Origin of the sequence: Zhengella mangrovi (assembly GCF_002727065.1) — a bacterium.
In the GTDB taxonomy this organism is placed as follows: Bacteria; Pseudomonadota; Alphaproteobacteria; order Rhizobiales; family Rhizobiaceae; genus Zhengella; species Zhengella mangrovi.
The window spans coordinates 319624-335035 of sequence record NZ_PDVP01000002.1 but is presented as its reverse complement, the minus strand read 5'-3'; the positions used below and the strand labels follow the sequence as shown (position 1 = coordinate 335035).

The following is a 15412-nucleotide window of genomic DNA, read 5'->3' as shown; positions in this document are numbered from 1 at the left end:
CGCTCGTGATCGTCGGCGCCGGGATCGTCGGCCTCTGGTGTGCGCTCAAGGCCGCGCGCAGGGGCCTGCACCCGCTGGTTCTCGATGCCGGCGAGCCGGGGCGCGGCGGCTCGAACGGCCATCTCGGGGCGCTGATGCCGCACCAGCCGGTCAACTGGTCACCGAAGAAACAGGCGCAACTCGATGGCCTGCTGTCGCTGGAACGCGAAATCGCAGAACTGGAAGCGAAAACCGGCCTGTCCTGCGGCTACCGGCGCACCGGCCGGATCGTCCCCTTGACGAGCGCGGCCCAGCGCGACCGCAATGCCCTGTGGGCGGCCGAGGCTGGCCGGGTCTGGCCGCGCGCCGGGGCAGGCGGTCCGGACTGGTCCTGGCGCGTCGTGGACAGGAACCCGGCGCCGGGCTGGATCGGCGATGACGCCGGTCCGTTCGGCTTTTCCGTCGAAACCTTCACCGCCCGTCTTGCGCCGCGCCGCCTTGTCCATGCCGTGCAGAGCGCGCTGGCCGGCAGGGCGGATCTCGCCGCCCGCTGCCCGGCGTCCGGCGTGGAGCAGGACGGGACCGTCTTGCTCGCCAACGGCGGACGCGTGCGGGCCGGCACGGTCATCGTGGCCGCCGGCTGGCAGAGCTTCGGCCTCGTTGCTGGCTTGCCGGATGCGCCCAGTGGGGCGGGCGTGAAGGGCCAGTCGGCTCTCCTGCGCCCGGTCCTGCCCGTCGATCCCGCCCTGCCGGTGCTCTACGACGAGGGCGTCTATGCCATTGCCCATGATGACGGGCTGGTCGCGGTCGGGTCGACGTCGGAGAAGCAATGGAGCGATGCCAGGGAAACCGACGGGCGGCTGGAACAGGTCATCGCCAGGGCACGGAACCTCTCGCCCGCCCTCGTGCACGCCCCGGTCGTGGAACGCTGGGCCGGCATCCGCCCGAAGGGGCCGTCGGCAAGCCCCGTCGTTCAGCGGCTGGGAGCGGGTCCGGTGATCCTGGCGACCGGCGGGTTCAAGATTACCTTTGCCGTTGCCCACGCCATGGCGGACGCTGCATTGGGGCTGGCATGGCCCGGTCCCGCGACGGCCGCAAGGCCCGGTTGACGCCGTGTTACCAGCTTCCGGTGTTTTTCATGCTCTTCCAGGGTTCCTTCGGCTCCAGGGGGCCGTTTTCCTGGATGAGTTCGATGGAAATGCCGTCTGGCGACTTGATGAAGGCCATGTATCCGTCGCGCGGCGGCCGGTTGATGGTCACGCCCTTGTCCATCAGGTCCTGGCAGGTGGCATAGATGTCATCGACCGAGTAGGCGAGATGGCCGAAGTTGCGTCCGCCGGTATAGGTCTCGGTCGAACCCTCTTCGCCCGGCCAGTTGTAGGTCAGCTCGATTTCCGGGGCGCGCGTCTCGCGCGCCGACGTCTCGTCCTTCGGCGCGGCGAGGAAGATCAGGGTGAAACGGCCGGCGTCATTGTCGACCCGGCGGGTCTCGACGAGGCCGAACTTGTTGCAGAAGAAATCGAGCGATTCCTCCACGTTGGTGACGCGGATCATCGTGTGCCGGAAGCGCATGGGCAGGTCTCCTTGCAGTGGGGAAGGTGAGCCCGGGCGGGCTCTTCGGATCGGTGCCCAGCATATGGCGCGATGCCCGCCTTCCTCAAGGGCCATGGGCCGCGCGCAGCTTGCCGGTGGGTAATCCCGGTTATTTGCCGGACGGGGTCTTGCCTTGTCTCCGAGACCCGATGTTATGATTCCACTTAGAATCAGTTTGTATTATTTGTTGAAAGGTGCGGCCAGATGGGGGAAAAGACCTCCGAGACTGACCGGAGTTTGGATGTTGAGACGGGCTCCGTCGGCGATGCGGGGCTGGAAGAAATCGCCGGCACGATCAAGTGGTTCGACGTTGCGAAGGGGTACGGTTTCATCGTGCCCGACCGCGCCATTCTGGGTGATGTTCTCCTTCACGTGACATGCCTTCGCCGGGACGGTTTCCAGACCGCGCTGGAGGGCGCGCGCGTGCTGGTCCTGGTCAAGCCGGGCGAGCGCGGCCTGCAGGCGTTCAAGGTGCTGTCGATGGACAATTCCACGGCGGTCCATCCGCTCGAAGCACCGGCACCGCGCACGCATGTCTCCGTCATCCCGGAAAGCGGGCTGGAACGTGCGCTCGTCAAATGGTTCAACCGCACCAAGGGCTTCGGTTTCCTCACCCGCGGGGAAGGAACGGAAGACATCTTCGTGCACATGGAAACCCTGCGCCGGTTCGGCATTGCCGAACTCAGGCCCGGACAGGTCGTCCTGGTCCGGTTCGGTCGTGGCGACAAGGGGCTCATGGCGGCAGAGATTCATCCCGATCTTGGCACACCCATCATTCCCAACTGATCCCCGCAAACGGGCGAGATCCGGCTGGCTGGCGGTTCTGCTGGCCGCCTTGGCGCTATGCATGCTGGCGCCGTCGGCGCCAGCGCGGGCGGATTCGCCGACCGGTACCGCCGAAGGGCAGGGCCAGGTCCTCGAGGTTCATCCCGTCCCCCTGACGGTCACGACCGAAAAGGGCAGCTTCTCCTTTCACATCGAAGTGGCCGACGAGCCGGGCGAGCGCAGCACCGGCCTGATGTTCCGCACCGCCATGCCGGACGACCACGGCATGCTCTTCGTCTTCCAGGACAACATCCGCGCCGCGTTCTGGATGATGAACACCATCCTTCCGCTCGACATCATCTACATCCGCGAGGATGGCACGGTCGATTCGATCCGCCGCGGCGTGCCGTTCTCGCTCGACGCCCTCCGCTCGAACGGGCTCGTCCGCTACGTGCTTGAACTCAACGCCGGAATGGCCCAAAAGGCCGGTATCCGGCCGGGCGTGAAGGTGGTTCATCCGCTCATCCCGGCCGACTGACACGCCGGATCGGGGTCTGCATGCAGCATTTCAGCCATGACGGGTATGATTTCGCCTTCATCGACGAGGGCGAGGGCGATCCGGTCCTGCTCATTCACGGGTTCGGGTCGTCGCATTCGGTCAACTGGGTCACCCCCGGCTGGGTCCAGACCCTCAACCAGGCCGGCTACCGGGCCATCGCCATCGACAATCGCGGCCACGGCCGGTCGGAAAAGATCTACGATCCCGAAGCCTACACGCCGCAGGCCATGGCCGGGGATGCCGCAGCACTTCTCGATCACCTCGGCATCCCGCGGGCCCATGTCATGGGGTATTCGATGGGCGCACGTATCACCGCCTTCATGGCGCTGCTCTTCCCGGACAAGGTCGCGTCGGTCATCCTCGGCGGTCTCGGATACGGCATGGTCGAGGGAGTCGGCGACTGGGATCCCATCGCCGAGGCGCTGCTTGCAGACGACCCGGACGCCATCACCCATCCGCGCGGCAAGCTGTTCCGCACTTTCGCCGACCAGACGAAGAGCGACCGCAAGGCGCTGGCGGCCTGCATTTCCCGTTCGCGCGACCTGCTGAGCGAGGACGACGTCGCCCGCATCGCCGTTCCGGCACTGGTCGCCGTCGGCACGGTCGATGACATCGCCGGTTCGCCGCAGAAGCTTGCCGCCCTGATGCCGAAGGGCGAGGCCTTTGACATCGAGCGGCGCGATCACATGCTCTCGGTCGGCGACCGCACCTTCAAGAAGCGGGCGCTGCAATTCCTGTCGGAGCATCCGCTTTGAAGCATGCGCGAAAGACGGTTTTCACCGGCGCCGAGGGCAATCGCCTGACCGGCGAGATCTGGGGCAGCGGCGGCCATCCGGTCCTTCTGCTGCACGGTGGCGGGCAGACCCGCCATGCCTGGTCGCGAACGGCCGCCCGCCTTGTCGAGAACGGGATGCACGCCGTCGCCGTCGACTTGCGCGGCCATGGCGACAGCGAGTGGGTTGCCTCCGGCCACTACCGCTTCGCCGACTATGGCCGCGACGCAGAGGCGCTGGTCGAGCAGTTGACCGACATGTTCGGGGAAGCGCCCTCTGGCGTGGGCGCCTCGCTCGGCGGGCTTTCGTTCCTCGCCTCCGAGATCAACATCCGGCCCCGCCTGACCTCCCTGGTGCTGGTCGATATCGTGCCGCGCATGAACCGCTCGGGCGTCTCGCACATCCTTGGCTTCATGCAGGCCCGCCTGGCCGACGGGTTCGGGTCGCTGGAAGAAGCCGCCGACGCCATTGCCTCCTACCTGCCGCACCGCAAGCGGCCGCGTTCGCTGGATGGCCTGCGCAAGAACCTGCGCCTTTGCGACGACGGCCGCTACCGCTGGCACTGGGATCCCGCGTTCTCAACCGGGGAATACAACATCGACCGCGGTGCGGAAGCCCACATGATCGCGCTCGAATCCAACCTCGACCGGCTCGATCTGCCGGTCCTGCTGGTCCGCGGCATGCAGTCGGAGCTCGTCGACGAGGAGACCGCGCGGGCCACCGTCGCCGCCATGCCTCGGGGCGAATATGCCGATGTCGGCGGGGCCGGGCACATGGTCGCCGGCGACCGCAACGATGTCTTCTGCGACGCGATCGTCGATTTCCTCCGCCGCGTCGAGGCCGTCTGACGTTGCCCGCTACCGGCCCTTGAAAACGGGCCTGCGCTTTTCGCGGAAGGCCGCGCGTCCCTCCGCGTAATCCGCACTGTCGAACGTGATCGCCCCGAGTTTCTGTGCCAGCGCGGCGTCGGAATCGGCCTTGCTGGCCGCCGCGTGGATTGCCGCCTTGGACGCGCGAACCGACAGCGGCGCGTTGTCCGCGATCGTTTCGGCCATGGCGGTCGTGCGCGCCTGCAATGCCGGCCGGTCTGCCTCGATCTCCAGCAGGAAGCCGGCCGCCAGCGCCTGCGCGGCGGTGATGCGGGCCGCCGAGAACGTCAGCCATTTCGCCATCTGCGTTCCGGCCGCCGTCACGATGTCGATCATGGCGTCCTGCGGATAGGCCAGGCCAAGCCGCGCTGCCGGAACGGCGAACACCGCGTCCGGCGTGGCTACCCGCAGGTCGCAGGCCGCAGCCAGCCCGAAGCCGCCGCCGAAGCAGATGCCCGAAATCGCCGAGATCACCGGGAAGGGGGCATGGCGAAGCGACGCGAAGGCATCGGAGTTGGCCATCTCGTAGGCACGCGCGGTTTCGGCGTCCCGTCGGACCGCTTCGAACTCGCCGATATCGGCGCCTGCGGAAAAATCGGCGCCGTCGCCGGAAAGGATCATCACGCGCACGCCGTCATCGCCGGCGCAACGGTTGACGTGATCGGCGAGCGCACGCCACATGGCATGCGTGACGGCGTTCTTCCGTTCAGGCCGCCGGATGGTGATCCGGGCGATGCCGTCATGGAATTCCGCGTCCAGTCCATCGGTGATTTCGGCCATGCCATTCCCCGGTTAAATGCTGTTTCACCGGCTTGTGTAAAGAATGCGGTTTGAATGCAAGCCGTTCTGACCTATTTTCCGTGTCTCGAACAACGACGAGGGTACCGTCATGGCCGTCCAGTCCGCCAAGAGCGCCGGCAATCTGAAGCCGGTCGATCCGATCTGGTCTGAAGTGCGTCGCGAAGCCCGGGAGGCTGTCGCCAACGACCCACTGCTGGCAGCCTTCCTGTATTCGACGGTCCTCAACCACGAATCCCTCGAGGATGCCGTCGTTCACCGGGTCGCCGAACGGCTCGACCACCCCGACCTTGGCGCCGATCTCATCCGCCAGACCTTCGGCGTGATGATGCGCGAGGACCAGGCCTTCTCCGAAAGCCTGCGGGTCGATCTCCAGGCGGTCTACGATCGCGATCCGGCCTGCACGCGCTACATCCAGCCGGTGCTCTACTTCAAGGGCTTCCACGCTATCCAGACCCACCGGCTCGCCCACTGGCTCTGGAAGAACGGCCGCGAGGATTTCGCGCTTTACCTGCAGAGCCGCTCGTCGGCCGTCTTCCAGACCGACATCAACCCGGCGACGCGAATCGGCAAGGGCATCTTTCTCGACCACGCGACCGGCCTTGTCGTCGGGGCGACTGCGGTCATCGAAGACGATGTCTCCATCCTGCAGGGCGTGACGCTCGGCGGGACCGGCAAGGAAGACGGCGACCGCCATCCCAAGATCCGCCACGGCGTCCTGATCGGCGCCGGCGCCAAGATTCTCGGCAATATCGAGATCGGTGCGGGGGCCAAGGTCGCGTCCGGCTCCGTGGTGCTCAACCCCGTTCCGCCGTGCAAGACCGTGGCCGGCGTTCCGGCCCGGATCGTCGGCGAAAGCGGTTGCGCGGAACCCTCGCGTGACATGGACCAGCGGATCGCCTTCGAGGATCGCTGATCCGCGGGGAAAGGCGAAGGGCAGGGTTTACACCCGGCCCGCAGCCATGCCAGAAGCCGGGGGCCGGCGAGGGGTGTCCCCGCAAGGCCAAAATCAGTCAATTGCCAGATGGAGCAGGATACCTTGAAACCCGACGAGTTGCGCAAGCTGGATGCCTATTTCAAGAAAACCTTCATGAACCAGGCCCTGCAGATCAAGGCGCGTCCTCGCAAGAGCGATTCCTGCGAGCTTTACCTGGGTGAGGAATTCCTCGGCATCATCGACCGGATCGAGGAAGAGGGCGAAGTCTCCTACAACCTCGCCATGGCCATCCTGGATATCGACCTGGAGTGATGCCCGGGCTCATTTCTCGGTGACGAGCAGCTTGTTGGCAAGCGACACCACGCCCGCGTCCAGCCGGCGCCAGTCGGCCAGCAGGTCGCGGGAGAAGCGGTAGGTCAGCGACAGGTGGTCGCCGACGTGGATGTCGCGCTCGCATGCGGCCATGGATTGCCTGGCCGCTTCCCCAGCCAGGCAGCGCGCCGCGAACGGGGGCTCCCCCTTGCGCGATCCCAGCACCAGCAGTTCATCCAGATAGCCGGTCTTTTCCTTGAAACCGTGCATCGTCAGCCCCCCCGGGCCGGCGATGCCGGGTTCGATGATCAGGTCGCGGTAGATCGGCTCCACGCGCCCGGACATGTCGCGCGACATGATCTGTTCCTGGAAGGTCAGGAAGACGATGTTGTGCCGGCCGCTGGCATTGTTGAAATCGTCGGCATGGACGCGCTTGTAGCCCGTCATGTCCGGCCAGCGGACGTAGAGTTCCAGCTTGTCCTGCGCGCCATCGGCACGCTGCCGCTCGTAGCGGATCATGTTCGACGGAACGTGGAAGACGTTGTTGCCGGTCACGATTTCCCGGATCGTCGTGTCCTCGGTGTTCCCGGCCATGGCGATCATGCCGCTGAAATGACGGCCGGCCAGCAGGATCAGGCCAGCGACCACCGCGAGTCCGGCAAACACCATGAAAACCCGCGTCATGAACCGTGCGTCCAGTTGCTTGACGATGAGATCCTGGTCGGCGGTGACGGACATGGACAAAACTCTGTGCCGGCATGAAACACGGTCCGCTGGCACGCATCTTGCGGCACGCGGAGAATGTCTTAGTCTTCGTGCAACATGGTAAACGGTCCGTAAAGATGAGTAGCGTCCAGTTGATTTTGTTCGCCTATTTGACCGGCCTGACGGTTACGGGCTGTGTCGCGGCCACAGCCGAGGCGCTCGTTTCGCGGCCGGTGACCTTCCTGCCGCCCTTCGTTTCCACCGCGCGCCTCCTGCGTTCCATGGTCTTCACGGCCTTTGCCGGCCCGGCCATGATGCTCAACGACGCCATGGACGCCCGCCGCGACGCGGCGATTTCCCGTTCGGCGCTTGCAGGTGTCTTCGTTGTCGTGAATGTATGGGTCGTCGCCCTGGGCGTGGTCTCGCTGGCACTGCTGTCGGCGGTTTTCGACGGGGCGGCGTGAGGAAGGCGCCCGAATCGGGACCCGGATTGAAACAAGGAGAAAAGCATGCCTGTCTATGCGCTCGACGAGCGGCGCCCGGTGTTCGAGGACGAGGCCAGCGTCTGGATCGCCCCCGATGCCCACGTCATTGCCGATATCCGTCTCGGGCGCGATGTCGGGATCTGGTTCGGCGCGGTCCTGCGCGGCGACAACGAGCCGATCACGCTGGGTGACGGCACCAATGTCCAGGAACACACGGTGATGCACACCGATATCGGCTATCCGCTGACGGTCGGAAAGGGCTGCACGATCGGCCACCGCGCCATGCTGCACGGCTGCACCATCGGCGACAATTCATTGATCGGCATGGGGGCCATCGTCCTCAACGGCGCCCGGATCGGCAACAACTGCCTCGTCGGCGCCGGCGCGCTCGTGACCGAAGGCAAGGAGTTCCCGGACAACAGCCTGATCGTCGGATCGCCGGCCAAGGTCGTGCGCGCGCTCGATGAACAGGCGATCGGCATGCTCCGGATGTCGGCCATGCACTATGTGGAAAAGCAGCGAAAATACGCCGCCGGCCTGAAGGCGCTCTAGGGGCTGCGCCAATCCGCCGCCCAAAAAGGGAGGAGCCGGCCTCGGGGATCGAAGGCCGGCTCCGTTAACCCGGTCAGGGGGACGGGGAGTTGGGGACTTGACCGGGTATCTTTGTCAGCGCCGGATCGAGCCGACGGTGCGCGTCCTGCTGTCGTTGATCGACACCCAGACGCCGGAGTTGCGTGCCGATTGACGCTTGATGAAGCGGTAGTCGGTGTCTTCCCAGGACAGGACGCGCGGTTCCAGGTTGTCGAGGATGAAGTCGCCGAGGTCCGTCGCCAGCGTCAGCACGGCGTGGCCGTCGCCATTGGGCTGGAGCACCACGGTGACCAGCAGCGCCGAGGCGGGAACGCCGGCCTTCATCAGCAGCAACCGCTTTTCCAGCGCGTAGTCCTCGCAATCGCCTTCGCGGGTCGGATAGGACCAGTATTCCTCGCGGCCCCACATCTCCATGTCGGTTCGCGGCTTCACCATGACGTTCACGGTGTCGTTGATGCTGACGACTTCCTTCCACATGGCGCGCGTCAGTTTCAGCCTGTCGCCATCCGAGATCTGGTGGCACTCCGACGGATAGGTCTGGCAGAACTCGTAATGTCCGATTGGCTGCGATGTGACCGGCCCGATGCGCATGGCCGAGTTGGCCTCGGCAACACCGGCGCTCCCGGCGATCAATGTAGTTGCCACAAGAAATCCAGTGATATTCTTTTTCATTGTTTGTCTCCCCGTGTGGAGAGAACATTGGCACAAGCAAATTTATTTGAAGCAAAGTCTGATGTATCGAATTGAGTAAAACAATTTGATCATTGTAGTATAGTTTTACATTAGTTTTATTTGTATTTGATTTGAAATGGATTTGAATTAGAAGAAAATTCGCTGAAACTTCGCTTCAAAAGATGGTCTTATGAGAAAGGCGGCGTTAACCACGCCAGGGGCTCGCCCGCGAGGGCGGCCCGGTTCGAATACAATGCGGGGAGGCCGGTGGCAGCAGGCAGCACCCGCCCGTCAGCCCTCGGTCAAGTCTGCCGCCGCAGCATCGCACATGGAGAAGGGGAACAAACGAAAAGCGCGCCCGGAGGGGCGCGCCTGGTTCGGTCGGATCGGTGATGTCCTGGTCCCGGGCCCGTGGCCTGGAAAGCAGATGGAACCGCCCGCGTGGATCAGAAGGTGTCGGCCAGCGTCCCTTCACGCTGGACGACCGCGAACTCGATGGCGACGCCTTCGTCGAAGTGGCGCACGACCTGTCCGCGCATGGTGCCAAGCGTCACCTGCGTGCCGAGCGCGGGTTTGACCTCCAGCTCGATGGCCGCGCCGGACAGCGACAGGTCGATGATCCGGCATTGGTACTGGCGCCCGTCATCCAGCTTGAGAACGGAAATGGGATTGCGCGGCGCCACGCGTTCGTGGCGGCGGTCTTCCGGCAGGTCCAGTTCGTGCTTGTTGGCAAGCCAGGTGAGCTGGGCCGCAAGCTTGTCCTTCTTGCGCTCCGAAGCAATGATGGTAACCGCAAACCCGTCCTGCAGCGTTCGCGTGATAACGCCTTCGACACGGCCGATGTGGTCGAGGTAGGCGATACATTTCTCGCCCGGTTCGCCGTGGACATCCGTCCGGAACGCAACGCTGCCCGGCGACATGTCGACGACCTGGCAGGGATGTTCCTCGCGGTCCTCCAGCATGAACCGGCCGTAGACCTTGACCTTGACACGCTGAAAGGTTCGCCTCTCGGGCCTGTCCGGCATTGGCTGGGGGGCAGGCATGCTCATGTGCGTCGTGTGCCTCGTCTGCTCGTGACCAGAGTCGATCTGGCCTTAACCATACGGGCAAAGGTGTTAACAAGGCGTAAGCTGGCGTCCGTAACAAATCCTTTTACGCGAAAATTGCATCCGGTACGTCCTTTGCACGAATCCGCACCGGAAGCGGTGCCGGATCCGGTGCCGGTTCGGCGCGTTCAGGTCTCCGTCTGGCCGGACAGCCCGCCTTCCAGAACCATGAGATGGCGCACGCGACGCCCTTTGGGCGCCTCGTCCTGGTACAGCACGTCGACATTTTCGGGCATGAGCGAGGGAACCGCCACTTCGGGGCGGTTTTTCAGGAAGACGGGCTCACGGTCGGGATCGACCACGCGAAGCGCATTCAGCCGGCATTCGGTGATCGGGTCGACGCTGAGCCAGAAGGGCTTGTCGAGTGCCACCGCGGCGCCGAGAGCACGCGCACCGTCGTGTTTGCCTGACAGCGGCAGCAGGACCAGTTCCATCGCGACCAGGCGGCCGCCGCGGCTGCGGGCCTCGAGGCTGAGCACCACGACGCACTGGTCGCGGAAAGCATTGCCGGAAAGCCGGTTGACGATGCGCCGGTCGCGCTCGTGCCAGAGCGAGGCGAAGTCGAATCCCTTCAGTTCGCGGCCGAACAGGGCGCACAACCGCGTCCCGGCCAGGCGGAACACGGCCCGGCCGTTCCCGTCTTCTTCCAGGATGAAGGTGTCGCCGAGCAGCGAGCGGATGTCCGACGGCTCGATTTCGTTGCGCATCGGGGCAGGGCGGCCGTCCCTGAGCCTGTTCCAATATTGGAAAAGATCGATTGTCTTCTGGTCTTTCATGGCTCTTGTCCCGCGATCTGTCAGCACTTGTGTCATCGACGAACAGAATCGGTGTTCCCCGACAGGATTCATGGCTGACGGGGCATGACGCGTGCCAGTGTGGAGATGTTCCCGCAGGCAGTTATCAACGGGGCCGTCGCGTTAAGGTTAACAAAGCCTTTCCGTTGCGCCGATGGCCGGTCTGTGGCATAGCAAGACCAACGACGAAGCAATTGGTATTGCAGCTCTTTCGTTGTTGACAGCCAGTTTCTTACGGGGAGAGCAGGGGCTCGACCAGGCCGTTCGGAGAAATTCCGGGCGGCCTCTTTTTTTAACGAATTGGCCTCTGTAGGGTGGCGCGCCGTACGCGCGGCAAGGCCCTGCCGAACCCGTTTGACGTGCCCGCTCGCGCGGCGATAAAACCACCGGCGTACAGGTGCGGCCGCGCCTCCGTTTCACCACGTTCCCCCGCGAAAGTGTGCCTTCCATGCAGCAGCCGGTGCCAGAAGAAGACAGCCCCGAAACGGAGCCCGACCGCCGTGAGCCGGTCTTCAATATCGCCGGGCCTGCGCTGGCGATGATCCTGGCCTGCATCCTGGTCCAGGTCGTCCGTGACTTCGTGCTGACGCCGGAGCAGGACTACGAACTGGTGTTGCGCACCGCGTTCATTCCCCTGCGCTACACCGGCGGCTACACGCTCGATGCCTTTGCCTTCCTCTCGCCGCTGACCTATTCGCTCCTGCACGGCAGCTGGCTGCATCTCGGCGTCAACATGGTCTGGCTGGCCGCCTTCGGCTCCCCGCTGGCAGCGCGGGTCGGCTGGCTCCGCTTCCTCCTGTTCTGGGCGATCACCGCGCTCGGCGCCGTCGGCCTGCATTTCGCGCTCTACCCCGGCGAGGCCATTCCCCTGGTCGGCGCGTCCGGCGCCATTTCCGGCATGATGGCCGCCGCCGCGCGCTACGGCTTCGCCGTCGGGCACCGCAGCGGCATCCGCGCCTTCGAGGGCCCGATTCTGTCGCTGGGCCAGATGGTGGCGTCGCGCCTCGTCCTGTCCTTCCTCGGCATCTGGTTCATTGCCAACCTGGTCACGGGCATCGCCTCCGAAACCACCAATCCGATCGCCTGGCAGGCGCATATCGGCGGTTTTCTGGCCGGTTTTCTCGTTCTGCCCTGGATCGATCCGCGCCGCCGCCGCTGATCCTTCATTCGCGGCCCTTGCCAAATTGTCGCTGGCATAACACCATGTTGGCATGATGGGTGGGTCATGAAGCATGACTGCAGCGCGAGAGGAGAAGAACCATGACCGTCAAGGCGATTCTCGATGAAAAGGGCAGGGACGTGGAAACGATCTCGGCCACTGAGACCCTCGGCAACGCCGCCAATCTGCTGGCAGACAGGAAGATCGGCGCCGTAGTGGTCGTGTCGGAAGCCGGCAAGATCCAGGGGATCCTGTCGGAGCGGGACATCGTGCGGGCGGTGGCCCGTCGCAAGGGCGACTGCCTCGGTGACGCTGTGTCCACGGTCATGACGGCCAAGGTGAAGACATGCACCGAGGCAAACACGGTCAATGACGTCATGGAGATCATGACCGCCGGCCGCTTTCGACATCTGCCCGTTGCCGAGAACGGCAAGCTGATCGGCATCATTTCCATCGGCGACGTCGTCAAGAAGCGGATCGAGGATGTGGTGCGCGAGGCCGACGAGATCCGCAATTACATCGCCGCGGGGTAAAGCAATTTCAGGGAAAGTTGCAGACTTTCCCGCCCGCGAAATTGCGGCAGGACAATCCCGGTTTCAGGGAAAGTTGCAGACTTTCCCGCCCGCGAAATTGCCGTTGGCCAAGACCAGGTTGGGCGAAAGTGACGCCTGGTTTCGTGTTCGGAATTGTCGGGGGAGTAATGCCAGAAATCGCCGGATCGCCAACGGCATAAAAAAAGTTCCCGGCGCAAGCGCCGGGACAGTGGGAGGGATCCAAAAATTCCGTTGGCGATCAGGCCGTCGCGTCCTCCAGCTTCTTCAGCCGCATCAGCATGTCGTGATTGCGGCAGTAGCCAGGCGCTTCGTCCGGTGTTCCGCTGCCCTTGAGCCACTCTTCGCACGCATCGCCTTCACTGCACGAGAGGCAGCGGTTGGCGGCGCGCCGGTGGACTTCGGCAGCGTGCGGGAGACCGGCCATGCGGTCGTCAAGACCAAGCTTGCAGACCATGCCTTCGAAAAGATCACCATGACGCAGGATCCTGGTAAATATCCCCTTCAGGCTCATGTGACGGTCTCCCATCGCCGTTGACACGATCAATCTGCCAGAATCGCGGGCACCCGCCTTGACCTGGATCAACAGTTGCAAAACCGCGCGGGAGAGCAAAAACCTTGCATGGCCGGACGCTTTGCTCTACCCGGAAGGCAACCTCCGGCGGGTCCATTTCGCCCGCTTCCATCCTCGCTGGACAGCCTGAAACGCCATGACACTCATCGACACCCGTACGCCCGAACCCAAACGTTTGATCCCCGGCGCCACCGGCGACTGGGAAGTGATCATCGGCATGGAGGTGCATGCCCAGGTGGTCAGCCAGTCGAAGCTGTTTTCGGGTGCGTCCACGGCCTTCGGCGGGGCGCCCAATGACCATGTTTCGCTGGTCGACGCCGCCATGCCCGGCATGCTTCCTGTCATCAACGCCGAGTGCGTCCGCCAGGCGGTGCGCACCGGGCTCGGCCTCAAGGCGCAGATCAACCTGAAGTCGGTCTTCGACCGGAAGAACTATTTCTACCCGGACCTGCCGCAGGGCTACCAGATCTCCCAGTTCAAGCAGCCGATCGTGGGCGAGGGGATCGTCACCGTCGCCGTCGGCCCGGACAAGCAGGGCAATTTCGAATCCATCGAGGTCGGCGTCGAGCGCCTGCACCTTGAGCAGGACGCCGGCAAGTCGATGCACGACCAGCATCCGACCATGTCCTACGTTGATCTGAACCGCTCCGGCGTGGCGCTGATGGAAATCGTCTCCAAGCCGGACATGCGCTCCTCCGACGAGGCCAAGGCCTACCTGACGAAGCTGCGCTCCATCCTGCGCTACCTCGGCACCTGCGACGGCAACATGGACGAGGGCTCCATGCGCGCCGATGTCAACGTCTCGGTGCGCCGCCCGGGAGAGCCGTTCGGCACGCGCTGCGAGATCAAGAACGTCAACTCCATCCGCTTCGTCGGCCAGGCCATCGAATACGAGGCCCGTCGCCAGATCGCGATCCTGGAAGACGGCGGCTCGATCGACCAGGAGACACGCCTGTTCGATCCGGGCAAGGGCGAAACCCGCTCCATGCGCTCGAAGGAAGAGGCGCATGACTACCGCTACTTCCCCGATCCGGACCTCCTGCCGCTGGAGTTCACCCAGGCTTTCGTGGATGAACTCGCCGCGGACCTCCCGGAACTCCCCGATGAGAAAAAGGCCCGGTTCATGGCCATGGGCCTGTCGGAATACGACGCGTCCATTCTGGTCTCGGAACGCGCGATCGCCGACTATTTCGAGAAAGTGGCCGATGGCCGCGACGGAAAGGCGGCGGCCAACTGGGTGATCAACGATCTCCTCGGCGCGCTCAACAAGGCCGGCAAGGGCATTGACGAGACCCCGGTCTCGCCGGCCCAGCTCGGCGCCGTGATCGACCTGATCAAGGACGGCACGATTTCCGGCAAGATCGCCAAGGACCTGTTCGAGATCGTCTGGAACGAGGGCGGCGACCCGAAGGCCATCGTCGAGGACCGCGGCATGAAGCAGGTCACCGACACTGGCGCCATCGAGACCGCCGTCGACGAGGTGATCGCTGCCAATCCGGACAAGGTCGAGCAGGTCAAGGCCAAGCCGACCATGGCCGGCTGGTTCGTCGGCCAGGTGATGAAGGCCACCGGCGGCAAGGCCAATCCCCAGGCCGTCCAGGCGCTCGTCAAGGCCAAGCTCGGGATCGAGGAGTGAGCCGCGCCTTCACGGTCCGTCCGACGGAAGCCGGCGACATCGACGCCCTGATGACGCTGGTCAAGGCCAGTTGGGCGCGCACCTACGACCCGATCATCGGCGAGGCGGAGCGCAACCGGATTTCCGGCGCCAAGCACGTGCGCTCGCTGTTCGAATCCGAATATGCGAGCCCGGACGCCTTCGGGTTCGTCGCCAGCGATGCCGAAGGCCGGATCGTCGCCCAGGCTGCGGGCGAATGGCGGCAGGGCGGCGCTGCCTTCATCGACCGCATCCACGTCGAACCGGACTGGAAGGGCTCGGGCGTTGCAATGGCGCTCGTCGAGGCGGTCGCCGCTCTGGCCGACAAGCGCCGCGCGCCGGTGGAACTGACCGTCCTGCGCGGCAATGACCGCGCCATCGCCTTCTATCGCAAGGCGGGCTTCGAGCAGATCGAGGAAGCGCCCGGCCTGGGCACGACACCGGCTGATCTGATGCGAAGGCCGGCAGGCCTTGCCTGATCGTACTTGACGTCTGGCGTGCAAAAGAGCCATCGTGCCCCTGTGTGCGATGCACGC

At 64.5% G+C, this 15412-nt stretch carries 20 protein-coding genes; 13 read left to right on the top strand and 7 right to left on the bottom strand.

Annotated features, from left to right (window positions below):
- Positions 1-5: 5 nt before the first annotated feature.
- A complete protein-coding gene (locus CSC94_RS05445) occupies positions 6-1088 on the top strand; it encodes an NAD(P)/FAD-dependent oxidoreductase (RefSeq protein ID WP_165784327.1) in 1083 nt (360 codons plus the stop codon).
- Between the two features lie 7 nt (positions 1089-1095).
- On the opposite strand, the gene CSC94_RS05440 is transcribed toward CSC94_RS05445, so the two are convergent.
- The gene (locus CSC94_RS05440; RefSeq protein WP_099304582.1) at positions 1096-1551 is read right to left on the bottom strand and encodes a VOC family protein; all 456 of its coding nucleotides are present in this window, start codon (positions 1549-1551) and stop codon (positions 1096-1098) included.
- 225 nt (positions 1552-1776) lie between these two features.
- Here CSC94_RS05440 and CSC94_RS05435 point away from each other — a divergent pair, with 225 nt between their 5' ends.
- From CSC94_RS05435 to CSC94_RS05420, 4 genes are all read left to right on the top strand, one after another.
- Positions 1777-2358 (top strand): cold-shock protein, encoded by a 582-nt coding sequence (locus tag CSC94_RS05435; protein ID WP_099304578.1) that lies wholly within the window; start codon positions 1777-1779, stop codon positions 2356-2358.
- Positions 2359-2419: 61 nt separating this feature from the next.
- Positions 2420-2875, top strand: coding sequence for a DUF192 domain-containing protein (locus tag CSC94_RS05430; RefSeq protein ID WP_099304573.1), 456 nt, complete (start codon positions 2420-2422; stop codon positions 2873-2875).
- A gap of 20 nt (positions 2876-2895) precedes the next feature.
- Positions 2896-3651, top strand: a complete 756-nt coding sequence (locus CSC94_RS05425) for an alpha/beta fold hydrolase (protein WP_099304568.1) — start codon at positions 2896-2898, stop codon at positions 3649-3651.
- Positions 3648-4517: an alpha/beta fold hydrolase gene (locus tag CSC94_RS05420; RefSeq protein ID WP_099304566.1), complete on the top strand. Its 870-nt coding sequence runs from the start codon at positions 3648-3650 to the stop codon at positions 4515-4517. Before CSC94_RS05425 ends, CSC94_RS05420 begins: the two co-directional genes overlap by 4 nt.
- 9 nt (positions 4518-4526) lie before the next feature.
- On the opposite strand, the gene CSC94_RS05415 is transcribed toward CSC94_RS05420, so the two are convergent.
- Complete coding sequence (locus tag CSC94_RS05415; protein WP_099304564.1) at positions 4527-5318, bottom strand: enoyl-CoA hydratase-related protein; 792 nt, start codon at positions 5316-5318, stop codon at positions 4527-4529.
- Between the two features lie 109 nt (positions 5319-5427).
- On the opposite strand from CSC94_RS05415, the gene cysE reads away from it, so the two are divergent.
- Both cysE and CSC94_RS05405 read left to right on the top strand, forming a co-directional pair.
- Positions 5428-6252 (top strand): serine O-acetyltransferase, encoded by an 825-nt coding sequence (gene cysE / locus CSC94_RS05410; protein WP_099304562.1) that lies wholly within the window; start codon positions 5428-5430, stop codon positions 6250-6252.
- Positions 6253-6375: 123 nt separating this feature from the next.
- Positions 6376-6585, top strand: a complete 210-nt coding sequence (locus CSC94_RS05405; protein WP_099305252.1) for a DUF3126 family protein — start codon at positions 6376-6378, stop codon at positions 6583-6585.
- A gap of 9 nt (positions 6586-6594) precedes the next feature.
- Here the strand turns inward: CSC94_RS05405 and CSC94_RS05400 are convergent, their stop codons facing one another.
- Positions 6595-7323 (bottom strand): hypothetical protein, encoded by a 729-nt coding sequence (locus CSC94_RS05400; RefSeq protein ID WP_099304560.1) that lies wholly within the window; start codon positions 7321-7323, stop codon positions 6595-6597.
- A 104-nt stretch (positions 7324-7427) separates the two neighbouring features.
- On the opposite strand from CSC94_RS05400, the gene CSC94_RS05395 reads away from it, so the two are divergent.
- Positions 7428-7754, top strand: coding sequence for a DUF6949 family protein (locus CSC94_RS05395; RefSeq protein ID WP_133122823.1), 327 nt, complete (start codon positions 7428-7430; stop codon positions 7752-7754).
- Positions 7755-7799: 45 nt separating this feature from the next.
- The gene (locus CSC94_RS05390; RefSeq protein WP_099304555.1) at positions 7800-8327 is read left to right on the top strand and encodes a gamma carbonic anhydrase family protein; all 528 of its coding nucleotides are present in this window, start codon (positions 7800-7802) and stop codon (positions 8325-8327) included.
- Positions 8328-8441: 114 nt separating this feature from the next.
- Here CSC94_RS05390 and CSC94_RS05385 read toward each other — a convergent pair whose 3' ends face one another.
- The 3 genes from CSC94_RS05385 to CSC94_RS05375 all read right to left on the bottom strand — a co-directional run bounded on the left by CSC94_RS05385 (position 8442) and on the right by CSC94_RS05375 (position 10920).
- Entirely contained in the window at positions 8442-9038 is a 597-nt protein-coding gene (locus CSC94_RS05385) for a transglutaminase-like cysteine peptidase (protein WP_099304553.1), read from the bottom strand.
- Between the two features lie 446 nt (positions 9039-9484).
- Entirely contained in the window at positions 9485-10087 is a 603-nt protein-coding gene (locus tag CSC94_RS05380; RefSeq protein ID WP_099304551.1) for a PilZ domain-containing protein, read from the bottom strand.
- Between the two features lie 185 nt (positions 10088-10272).
- Entirely contained in the window at positions 10273-10920 is a 648-nt protein-coding gene (locus CSC94_RS05375) for a PAS domain-containing protein (RefSeq protein WP_099304549.1), read from the bottom strand.
- A 466-nt stretch (positions 10921-11386) separates the two neighbouring features.
- Between CSC94_RS05375 and CSC94_RS05370 the strand changes: the two genes are divergently transcribed.
- On the top strand, positions 11387-12097 hold the full coding sequence (locus tag CSC94_RS05370) for a rhomboid family intramembrane serine protease (protein WP_099304547.1): 711 nt from the start codon (positions 11387-11389) through the stop codon (positions 12095-12097).
- Positions 12098-12198: 101 nt separating this feature from the next.
- Complete coding sequence (locus tag CSC94_RS05365) at positions 12199-12630, top strand: CBS domain-containing protein (protein ID WP_099304545.1); 432 nt, start codon at positions 12199-12201, stop codon at positions 12628-12630.
- 259 nt (positions 12631-12889) lie between these two features.
- Here CSC94_RS05365 and CSC94_RS05360 read toward each other — a convergent pair whose 3' ends face one another.
- Positions 12890-13162, bottom strand: coding sequence for a DUF6455 family protein (locus CSC94_RS05360; RefSeq protein ID WP_099304543.1), 273 nt, complete (start codon positions 13160-13162; stop codon positions 12890-12892).
- Between the two features lie 196 nt (positions 13163-13358).
- Here CSC94_RS05360 and gatB point away from each other — a divergent pair, with 196 nt between their 5' ends.
- Complete coding sequence (gene gatB / locus CSC94_RS05355; protein WP_099304541.1) at positions 13359-14858, top strand: Asp-tRNA(Asn)/Glu-tRNA(Gln) amidotransferase subunit GatB; 1500 nt, start codon at positions 13359-13361, stop codon at positions 14856-14858.
- Complete coding sequence (locus CSC94_RS05350; protein ID WP_099304539.1) at positions 14855-15355, top strand: GNAT family N-acetyltransferase; 501 nt, start codon at positions 14855-14857, stop codon at positions 15353-15355. Before gatB ends, CSC94_RS05350 begins: the two co-directional genes overlap by 4 nt.
- Positions 15356-15412 lie beyond the last annotated feature (57 nt).

What these genes read in the sequence shown, in the direction of transcription:
- CSC94_RS05440 (WP_099304582.1), bottom strand. Translation starts at nt 1,551, where the DNA reads ATGCGCTTCCGGCACACGATGATCCGCGTCACCAACGTGGAGGAATCG.
- CSC94_RS05435 (WP_099304578.1), top strand. Translation starts at nt 1,777, where the DNA reads ATGGGGGAAAAGACCTCCGAGACTGACCGGAGTTTGGATGTTGAGACG.
- CSC94_RS05430 (WP_099304573.1), top strand. Translation starts at nt 2,420, where the DNA reads ATGCTGGCGCCGTCGGCGCCAGCGCGGGCGGATTCGCCGACCGGTACC.
- CSC94_RS05425 (WP_099304568.1), top strand. Translation starts at nt 2,896, where the DNA reads ATGCAGCATTTCAGCCATGACGGGTATGATTTCGCCTTCATCGACGAG.
- CSC94_RS05415 (WP_099304564.1), bottom strand. Translation starts at nt 5,318, where the DNA reads ATGGCCGAAATCACCGATGGACTGGACGCGGAATTCCATGACGGCATC.
- cysE (WP_099304562.1), top strand. Translation starts at nt 5,428, where the DNA reads ATGGCCGTCCAGTCCGCCAAGAGCGCCGGCAATCTGAAGCCGGTCGAT.
- CSC94_RS05400 (WP_099304560.1), bottom strand. Translation starts at nt 7,323, where the DNA reads ATGTCCGTCACCGCCGACCAGGATCTCATCGTCAAGCAACTGGACGCA.
- CSC94_RS05395 (WP_133122823.1), top strand. Translation starts at nt 7,428, where the DNA reads ATGAGTAGCGTCCAGTTGATTTTGTTCGCCTATTTGACCGGCCTGACG.
- CSC94_RS05390 (WP_099304555.1), top strand. Translation starts at nt 7,800, where the DNA reads ATGCCTGTCTATGCGCTCGACGAGCGGCGCCCGGTGTTCGAGGACGAG.
- CSC94_RS05385 (WP_099304553.1), bottom strand. Translation starts at nt 9,038, where the DNA reads ATGAAAAAGAATATCACTGGATTTCTTGTGGCAACTACATTGATCGCC.
- CSC94_RS05380 (WP_099304551.1), bottom strand. Translation starts at nt 10,087, where the DNA reads ATGAGCATGCCTGCCCCCCAGCCAATGCCGGACAGGCCCGAGAGGCGA.
- CSC94_RS05375 (WP_099304549.1), bottom strand. Translation starts at nt 10,920, where the DNA reads ATGAAAGACCAGAAGACAATCGATCTTTTCCAATATTGGAACAGGCTC.
- CSC94_RS05370 (WP_099304547.1), top strand. Translation starts at nt 11,387, where the DNA reads ATGCAGCAGCCGGTGCCAGAAGAAGACAGCCCCGAAACGGAGCCCGAC.
- CSC94_RS05365 (WP_099304545.1), top strand. Translation starts at nt 12,199, where the DNA reads ATGACCGTCAAGGCGATTCTCGATGAAAAGGGCAGGGACGTGGAAACG.
- CSC94_RS05360 (WP_099304543.1), bottom strand. Translation starts at nt 13,162, where the DNA reads ATGAGCCTGAAGGGGATATTTACCAGGATCCTGCGTCATGGTGATCTT.
- gatB (WP_099304541.1), top strand. Translation starts at nt 13,359, where the DNA reads ATGACACTCATCGACACCCGTACGCCCGAACCCAAACGTTTGATCCCC.